Annotated in this window: 11 protein-coding genes; 6 read left to right on the top strand and 5 right to left on the bottom strand. The window is 62.2% G+C overall.

Annotated features, from left to right (window positions below; all coding sequences use genetic code 11):
* A partial coding sequence (locus FF80_RS14555; RefSeq protein ID WP_152558393.1) for a rhomboid family intramembrane serine protease occupies positions 1–606 on the bottom strand: 606 nt, incomplete at its 3' end.
* Positions 607–792: 186 nt separating this feature from the next.
* Between FF80_RS14555 and FF80_RS14550 the strand changes: the two genes are divergently transcribed.
* The 3 genes from FF80_RS14550 to FF80_RS14540 all read left to right on the top strand — a co-directional run bounded on the left by FF80_RS14550 (position 793) and on the right by FF80_RS14540 (position 3,069).
* Positions 793–1,449, top strand: a complete 657-nt coding sequence (locus FF80_RS14550; protein WP_035101916.1) for a PAS domain-containing protein — start codon at positions 793–795, stop codon at positions 1,447–1,449.
* Between the two features lie 105 nt (positions 1,450–1,554).
* The gene (locus FF80_RS14545) at positions 1,555–2,202 is read left to right on the top strand and encodes a PilZ domain-containing protein (protein WP_244445784.1); all 648 of its coding nucleotides are present in this window, start codon (positions 1,555–1,557) and stop codon (positions 2,200–2,202) included.
* 243 nt (positions 2,203–2,445) lie between these two features.
* The gene (locus FF80_RS14540) at positions 2,446–3,069 is read left to right on the top strand and encodes a transglutaminase-like cysteine peptidase (RefSeq protein WP_035101914.1); all 624 of its coding nucleotides are present in this window, start codon (positions 2,446–2,448) and stop codon (positions 3,067–3,069) included.
* A gap of 236 nt (positions 3,070–3,305) precedes the next feature.
* Here FF80_RS14540 and FF80_RS14535 read toward each other — a convergent pair whose 3' ends face one another.
* On the bottom strand, positions 3,306–3,626 hold the full coding sequence (locus tag FF80_RS14535; RefSeq protein ID WP_035101912.1) for a hypothetical protein: 321 nt from the start codon (positions 3,624–3,626) through the stop codon (positions 3,306–3,308).
* Between the two features lie 123 nt (positions 3,627–3,749).
* Here FF80_RS14535 and FF80_RS14530 point away from each other — a divergent pair, with 123 nt between their 5' ends.
* Positions 3,750–4,421 (top strand): hypothetical protein, encoded by a 672-nt coding sequence (locus FF80_RS14530; protein WP_152558392.1) that lies wholly within the window; start codon positions 3,750–3,752, stop codon positions 4,419–4,421.
* 177 nt (positions 4,422–4,598) lie between these two features.
* Here FF80_RS14530 and FF80_RS14525 read toward each other — a convergent pair whose 3' ends face one another.
* From FF80_RS14525 to FF80_RS14515, 3 genes are all read right to left on the bottom strand, one after another.
* Positions 4,599–4,814 carry a DUF3126 family protein gene (locus FF80_RS14525; protein WP_035101906.1) on the bottom strand — a complete coding sequence of 72 codons (216 nt, stop codon included), beginning with the start codon at positions 4,812–4,814 and terminating at the stop codon, positions 4,599–4,601.
* Positions 4,815–5,160: 346 nt separating this feature from the next.
* Entirely contained in the window at positions 5,161–5,988 is an 828-nt protein-coding gene (gene cysE / locus FF80_RS14520; RefSeq protein WP_035101903.1) for a serine O-acetyltransferase, read from the bottom strand.
* 81 nt (positions 5,989–6,069) lie between these two features.
* Entirely contained in the window at positions 6,070–6,840 is a 771-nt protein-coding gene (locus tag FF80_RS14515; RefSeq protein ID WP_035101901.1) for an alpha/beta hydrolase, read from the bottom strand.
* A 158-nt stretch (positions 6,841–6,998) separates the two neighbouring features.
* Between FF80_RS14515 and FF80_RS14510 the strand changes: the two genes are divergently transcribed.
* Together FF80_RS14510 and FF80_RS14505 are read left to right on the top strand one after the other, a co-directional pair.
* Complete coding sequence (locus tag FF80_RS14510) at positions 6,999–7,247, top strand: zinc-finger domain-containing protein (RefSeq protein WP_035101898.1); 249 nt, start codon at positions 6,999–7,001, stop codon at positions 7,245–7,247.
* Between the two features lie 10 nt (positions 7,248–7,257).
* A partial coding sequence (locus FF80_RS14505) for an FAD-dependent monooxygenase (RefSeq protein WP_152558391.1) occupies positions 7,258–7,967 on the top strand: 710 nt, incomplete at its 3' end.

The following is a 7,967-nucleotide window of genomic DNA, read 5'->3' as shown; positions in this document are numbered from 1 at the left end:
ATTCAGCACCACCCAGATAATGATGAATGTCCGCGCTCGCGCGTCGGCCATCAGATCGCCAAACCCGGCCAGATGCCGCCCCACCATCACCTGCTCCCCCGTCTCAGGGTTCTGCGCCACGATCACCGGCTGGAAAATGAACCGCACCGCCGCCCCGGTCAGTCCCGACACCCCACCCGAAGCCCCGATCAGATAGGTCCCCGAATAAAGCGTCGTCGCCGCAAAGAACGCCGCCCCTGCCGCAGCGGAGACAAAAAATATCGCCAGCATCGGCCCGGCCCTATAGCGCCGCGCCACCGGGGTCGCAAAGATCGCCAGCCACGCCACATTGATCAGCAGGTGGTCCCAACCGCCATGGATCAGCGCATGGCTGAACGGCGTCCAGATCAGCGGTACCGCCGCCGACAGATCGCTCCCCGCCACCACCAGCCGCAACGGCAAAAACGCGAACCACAGGATGAACTCGTTATAGCCCTGCTGGTTAAGCACAAAGGTTGATGCGGCGTGAATCGCCACCATCACGCCCGCCAGCGCCGTCACCGCCCCCGGCAGCAGGAACATCGGCTCCCGCCCCGGCTGGCCTGGTGTCTGCCCTTGTTCGACCATCACTTCACCCCGACTCGCTGGCGCCGCGCCGCTTTGGCTCTTCTTTTCCACATTGGGACAGCCGCGTTAACCTTAACTATCCTTTAAGGGCGCTTTTGCCCCAGCCATTTGCGAATGTGGAGTCGCGGCTTGTGCCTTTCTTAAAGGCGGGGAGCGGTCGCATTGGCCATCGGCGGAACAACAGCAATGCAGCAGACCAGCACTCGGACCCTCTACGATTATTGGAACGCCATCCGCGGGTCCCGCAGCGCACCGGACCGCAAGGATATCGACCCCACGCGCATCCGCGAAGCGCTCGCCAATACCTTTATTCTCGAATTCAATGAAGCCGAGAAGTTCTCTTTCCGCCTGGCCGGCTCGCATCTGTGCACAAGCTATTGCCGCGAGCTCAAGGGCCGCTCCTTCAACGATCTCTGGCATGAGCGCGACCGCGACGCCATGGACACCCTGATCCGCGCCGTCACCGAGGATCATGCCGTCGCGCTCGTCACCTTCCAGGGCACCACGGCGCTCCACACCAAGGTGTCCTTCGAGACCATCCTGATGCCGCTGCGGCACAATGGCTCCACCCACACCCGCCTGCTCGGCGCGATGACTGCGCTCGAAGAGCCCTATTGGCTTGGCGTCCAGCCCATTCTCGAACAGCGCATCACCGGCCTGCGCCTGATCTGGCCCGACGATGTGGCAATGGAAGAAACCGTGCGCGAAGTCGCCACCAATGTGGGCAATGACGTCAGCTACATGGGCGTCAGCCCCCACATGCCCATGCCCGCCACTGTCTATGGCCGCAGCGCTCGCCGCTACGCGCACCTGGCCGTTATCGACGGCGGCCGCAGTAAGTAAACCGCTAAACACGGCACCGGCATTTTAGCCCACTTGGCTTGGTATTGGCGGAAAATCCCAATACCAAGCGTTAACCAAACCCGGTTAGCTTATTGTGGAAACACAATGCGACCGGCGGCAATGCTCAGCGACGACATCCAATCACCGCGATTCATTGCGCCCGCGCGCACGCGGGCCGACTCGGCACGCTTCCAGCGTGTCAAAGTCTCGGTCCTGGGCCGCTACATGCTGGCCGACCGCCGCGAATTTCCCTGCCAGGTCATCGAGATGTCCCCCGGCGATGCCATGGTCATCGCCCCCGTTGCCGGAATCGTCGGCGAGCGCGTCATCGCCTATATCGACCATGTCGGCCGCATCGAGGGCACCATCCTCTCCCAGATGGACGGGGGCTTTGAAATGGACATCGCCGCCTCCCCGCGCAAGCGCGACAAGATGGCGGCCCAGCTCACCTGGCTGGCCAATAAAGACATCCTCAACCTGCCCGAAGACCGCCGCCACGAGCGCGTCGTCCCCGATATCCGCCACTCCACCGTCGTCCTCGACGATGGCCGCCGCTACAATTGCAAGATCATCGATATCTCGCTTTCCGGCGCCGCCATCGAACTTGACGTGCGCCCCGCCATGGGCACGCCCGTCACCCTGGGCCGCATGCGCGCCCGCGTCGTCCGCCATTTCCAGAACGGCGTCGCAGTCGAATTCGCCTCCGCCCAGGAAATGCTCACCGTCGTCCAGCAAAACCTGCGGATGAACTAGGGGCTCCAAGCCCTCGCCGTCCATCAGACTTTCCCCTCGCCATCCGCGGAGCCGTCCCTCGCCCTTGTGGGGAGGACCGGGGTGGGGTGCCGCGCCCGCCACAGGCACCATGCAGCAGACCACCCCCGCATAGTAAACCGCCCCTGAATCCAATCCATAAAACTTGCATAAAAACTGCATTGCAGTTTTCGGATCGAGGCAATCGGCGGTCCCTAACGTGGTTTCCATCAGGGAGACCACACAATGTTTTTCACCAGCAAGGCAATATTCGGCGCACTTCTCGCCCTCGCCGCCATCGCCGCCCCGGCCCAGGCCCTCGACTTGACCAATGTCGCCTTCGTCCAGGTCGTCGATGCCCCCGCCAGCATTCCGGTCGGCCATGCCGAGTTCTGCAAGGCCCGCCCCGCCGAGTGCCGCCGCAACGACAATGTCGTGTCCGCCGTGCCGCTGGACGAGGCCCGCTGGTCCGAACTGCTGCAGATCAATGCCAACGTGAATGGCAACGTCACCCCGGTCTCCGACCTCGACCTCTACCAGGTCGACGAATTCTGGACCTATCCCAATGGTTATGGCGATTGCGAAGATATCGCGCTGGCCAAGCGCCGTGAGCTGATCAATGCCGGCTGGCCGGTCAGCACCCTGCTGATGGCCATCGTCAAGCAGGCCAATGGCGAAGGCCATGCCGTGCTGATCGTCCGCACCGACCGTGGCGACCTGGTGCTCGACAACCAGGACGGCGCGGTGCGCCTCTGGAGCGACACCCCCTACCACTATGTCAAGCGCCAGTCCCAGGCCAATGCCGGCCAGTGGGTCGACATGCTCGACGACCGCCAGAGCATCGTCGCCACCACCGCCGGCATCAACTGATCACCAGGTTTCCGGACCCCGCCCGGATCGCGAGATCCAGTCTAACCCTGATAGGGGTCTGAAGAATGAAGCCAGCTTCCCAAGAAGCTGGCTTCATTGTTTTTTGCAATCGCAAAGCTCGAGCATATTCCAGTAGACCTCATCCTGAGCCTGTCGAAGGACGAGGTCGTGGCACGATCCGGGGACGACCTCGTGGTTCGACAAGCTCACCATGAGGTCTACTGAAGCTGTGGCTCTTAATATCGAACGGCCACATACATACCCATGAACAGCATCCCCGTCACAAACGCCCACCCAAACGCCACTACCGACGCCACCAGCATCGAGGTCATCGACAGCGTGCTGTTATCCTCGTGCTGCCAGCCCATTTGCAGCATGATGTAGGGCCCGCAGACAAAGCTCATCGCCAGATGGCCCATCGAGGCGATGTAGGTCTTTCCGTCAAAGCGCAACATGGCCTGCTGCCGGGCCAGCCATTGGTAGAGATGGGTCCCCGCCCCCGCCACGCAGAGCCCGATCCCGATGAGAAACGCCGCCAGCAGCAATTCCTTGGCCATGCCCAACCGCCCTGTTTCGCGCCGGCATTGTTGTGCCATGCGCCTGAAATTAACCCTTCGTTAAGCATATTGACCGCCCTATCGATTGTCACCTCCGCTCGCCAAATCTGGTTAATGCTGGTCATGAGCTCGCAGCCGGCGCCCACCGCGCCTCCCCATCCCCCTTCCATAGGCTTCAATCTGGCCGGCATCGCCGTACTGGCTCTGCTGCTGGCCGTCGGCGCGGCCTATCTGCTCGATGAAATAGGCCGCACTGCGCGCACGCCCACCCCCTCGCTCGAGGATGGCAGCCCCATCGTGCAGACCATTTCCGGGCGCGAGCTGACCATCCCGACCGCCTGGTTCCGCTACGGCGAGCAGATCCGCGAGGGCTTCACCAACCAGATCGACCTGACCCTGATATTCGCGCCCGACGGCGTCACGCCCCTACCCGTCCAGGTCATGCTGCTACCGCGCAGCCGTGCGCGCACCAGCAGCACCCTGCTCGACGCCGTCTATCTGCATCAATTTGGTGATGAAACACTGGCCGGCATATCCGGCCTGGTCGGCAAACCGCTCGGCGCCGCAGCTGGCTACGAAGGCGAACGCGTCTGGTATGACCCGCTCTCCGCCAACCCCTTCGTCGCCAAATGCATGGCCCCCATCGAGCCCGGCGCCCCCGAACAATGCGTCCGCACCGTCTACCTGCCGAGCGGCATCGCCGCCGTCTACGCCTTCGACGCCACAGCCCTGCAATCCTGGCGCCAGTTCGACGGGCAAATGCAACTCTGGCTGGAAAAAATCGGGGCCTGGTAGTGGGCCTCTAAGTCGCCCTCCCCACGGGCCACCCCTTGCGAGAGGGGGGAAGCGGGGTTGCCATGGCCAGCCCCCCACAATGTCATTCCCGCGAAAGCGGGAACCTTCGTTTGCTTCATCAGCATCAAAAACAGAGCTCCCCGCTTTCGCGGGGATAACCCTGCAGATGACAAGAACTCAGACTTCGTCCAGGTCGATATCCAGGATCGACATATTGAAGATGTACGACTTGTCGCCATCCTCGTCGTCCAGATGAATAAGCCCGATCGATTCATCGCCGATGAACACCTCGACGGAATCGTTCAGCTTGGCGCGCGGACGCACGTCGATATTCTTGTTGTTGAATTTGAGTTGCAGGAATTTCTGCAGCTTGATGATCTCGGGATGGTTCACGATGCGTATCCTGCTGATTTGGGTTGAGGCGGCAATCTAGTCACCCGCTAAACGCAAACAACCCCTGTTCCGTCCCATTTTAGCGGTGACAAGCCCCGATGACCAGTTGCAGCACCCCAAACCGCAAGCGCCCCACCGCTCCAGTAGACCTCATGGTGAGCTTGTCGAACCACGAGGTCGTGGCACACTGCAATGAAGGTCAGCCGCAGTCAGCACTGAACGGCTGAGTTTCCGGTCAGGCCGAGTCGAAACCGGTGGTCGTCGAGAACCGGAGCGGAGCGTACATTGGTACGTGAGCACCGGAAGCGCAGACGACCGCCGGTTGCAGGCCGGCATCACCGGAAAATCACCCGTTCAGATCGTGAACCAGAAATTCCTGATCCATCACCAGCGCCGGCTGCGCGCACCCGGCCTCGCCAATCACCTTGGCCGGAACCCCCGCCACGGTCACCCGCGGCGGCACTTCCTTGAGCACCACGGAACCCGCCCCGATCCGCGAGCAATCGCCAATGCGGATATTACCCAGCACCTTGGCGCCCGCCCCGATCAGCACGCCATTGCCGATCTTGGGGTGACGGTCCTGATCGGATTTGCCGGTGCCGCCCAGCGTCACATTCTGCAGCATCGATACATTGTCGCCGACCGTCGCGGTCTCCCCGATCACCAGCCCCGTGCCATGGTCGAGCATGATGCCCTTGCCCATCGGCACTGCCGGATTGATATCGACCTGGAACACCTGGCTGGCCCGGCTTTGCAGATAGAGCGCAAAATCCCGCCGTCCCGCCAGATACATGGCATGGGCAAATCGATGCGTCTGGATGGCCTGATAGCCCTTGAAAAACAGCAGCGGCTCTACTGCCCGGTGGCAAGCAGGATCGCGCTCCATTGTCGCCGCCAGATCGACCCGTGCCGCATGCCCGATATCGGGGAAATCCGCGATGATCTCGGCAAAGGCCTGCCGGATCAGATCAGCCGAAACATCGTCATGATCCAGCCGCGCCGCAAGGCGATGCCCCAGCGCCTGCTCGAACGTTTCCTGATTGAGTACAGCAGAGATCGCCATGTTGGACAAAGAAGGCTCGGCCGCCACGATCTGCTTGGCTCCGGCGCGCACGGCGTCCCAAACGGGATCCACGGCCTGGAGTTCGGCTGATTTCTTTGCGCTGACGCTCATGGGTCCAGGCTCCGCTTCATCGAGACTTACCGATATAAGCCATCTCATGCTCCAAAACAAAGCCTTAGCGGCCCCTTTGGTTCACGAATGCCTGTTGGCCGGCAATGTCCTGCCCAAAAACTCCAGCGCCGCAGCCTTGAATTTTGCATCACCCGTCGCCCGCATGTGATCGCGCTTGGGGATAACGAACGCTTCCGCCCCCGGAATCAATTCCGCCAGCGGCTCGGGCGAACCGGCCATCTCGTCGGCCTCCCCCACCGCCACCAGCACCGGCACATTGATCCGCCGCACATCGGCCCGCGCCATCGGCTCGCGCGATGTCTCCATGCAGGCCGCCAGCGCCTCCCGGTCGGCTCCGGTATGCTCCGCAAAAATCCGGAACTGCCGCGCCGTTGGATGCGTCAGCCCCGACAGAGCCGGCGCCCGCAGCCCGGCAATAATGTCATTGCCGTCGCTCAGCCCGTTGATGAGATTCATCCCCATCCCGCCAAAGATCGCGCACACTACCCGTTCCTCATCCTGGAACGCCATGAATGCCGCAATCCGCGCGCCCATCGAATAGCCCAGCACAGCCGCCTTCTCGATCCCCAGATGATCGAGCAGCGCCACTGCATCCTTGGCCATCACCTGCGGATAATAGGCCTCGGTGTCATAGGGCTTGTCCGATTGCCCATGCCCGCGATTATCCAGCGTGATCGCCCGATATCCCGCTGCTGTCAGCGCCTCGACCCAGCCCGTGTCGATCCAGTTGACCTTCCCGCTCGAGGCAAAGCCATGGATGCACAACACCGGGAAGCCGTCGCCAAAGGATTCATAGGCCAGCGTCAGGCCATCGGATTGAAAATTTGGCATTCGGTCACTCTGGAACGCGTCAACGTGAACAGTCTGCTAACCTATTCGCCCAATCGGTGTCACCTGTTTGGGTACATGTGAACGCCCGGAAGACCTTTCTTTCGCCCGGCCCATTGTTTATGGTCCGGCCACCAAATCATCTATCCAGGTTATCCCCGATGGCAGCCCACGGCACCACGCCCCACTTCCACAACACCGAAGGCCTCCGCCAGATCGAGGTCGGGTCCAAGGAATTCCAGTGCGTCGGCGCCCTGCCGCCCTTCGACCATCCCCATATCTTCATCGATATGGGCAAGGACAGTGAAGCCGTCTGCCCCTATTGCTCGACCCATTACGTCTATAATCCCGCCCTCGCCGCCGGCACCGCCAATCCGCTCTCGGCCGTCTATCACGCTGACGCTGCTTGAGTTTTAGGTCATGCCAGGTACTGGCCGCACCTTCTACATAGCAGGTGCCGGCATCTCGGGGCTTACGCTGGCTCTGGCGCTCGCCAAGTTCGGCGCCAACATCACCGTGCTCGAGCGCAACCCGGCCGTGTCCGAATTCGGCGCAGGCCTGCAAATCAGCCCCAATGCCCGCCGCATTCTCGACTCCCTGGGGCTTGAGGATGCCATCGCGGCAAACAGCCTCGAACCCACGGGTATCGACCTCTACCCCGCCCGCGCCAAGCGTCCGCTGGTCACGCTGGAACTCGGCGCCATCATGCCCGCCCGCTTCGGCGCCCCCTACGCCGTCATGCACCGCGCCGACCTCGCCGACGCGCTCTACAAGGCCTGCCGGCGCTTCGCCAACATAGATATCCTCTTCGGCATCCGCGCATGGGATAGTGTTGCCAGCGTGAATGGTGTCTCCCTCACACTTGAGGATGCCAATGGCCAAACCCGTTCCCTGCGTGGCGACGCATTGATCGGGGCCGATGGCGTGCATTCAAAAACCCGCACCACCCTGCTCGATGGCCCGCCCGCCACCTGGGGCGGCCGTGTCGCCTGGCGCACCCTCCTGCCTTTTGACGCTCTGGCTGGTCACATCGCGCTCGACCGCGTCTCGGTGCTGTTCGCCCTCAATTACCACGTCGTCTGCTACCCGCTACCCCACCGCCAGCAGGTCAATATCGCCCTGTTCGCCAC

The sequence above is a fragment of the Devosia sp. LC5 genome (assembly GCF_000735585.1).
Lineage (GTDB): Bacteria > Pseudomonadota > Alphaproteobacteria > Rhizobiales > Devosiaceae > Devosia.
Note: the sequence above shows the minus strand (reverse complement) of the source record. Positions and strands in the feature narration are given on the sequence as shown.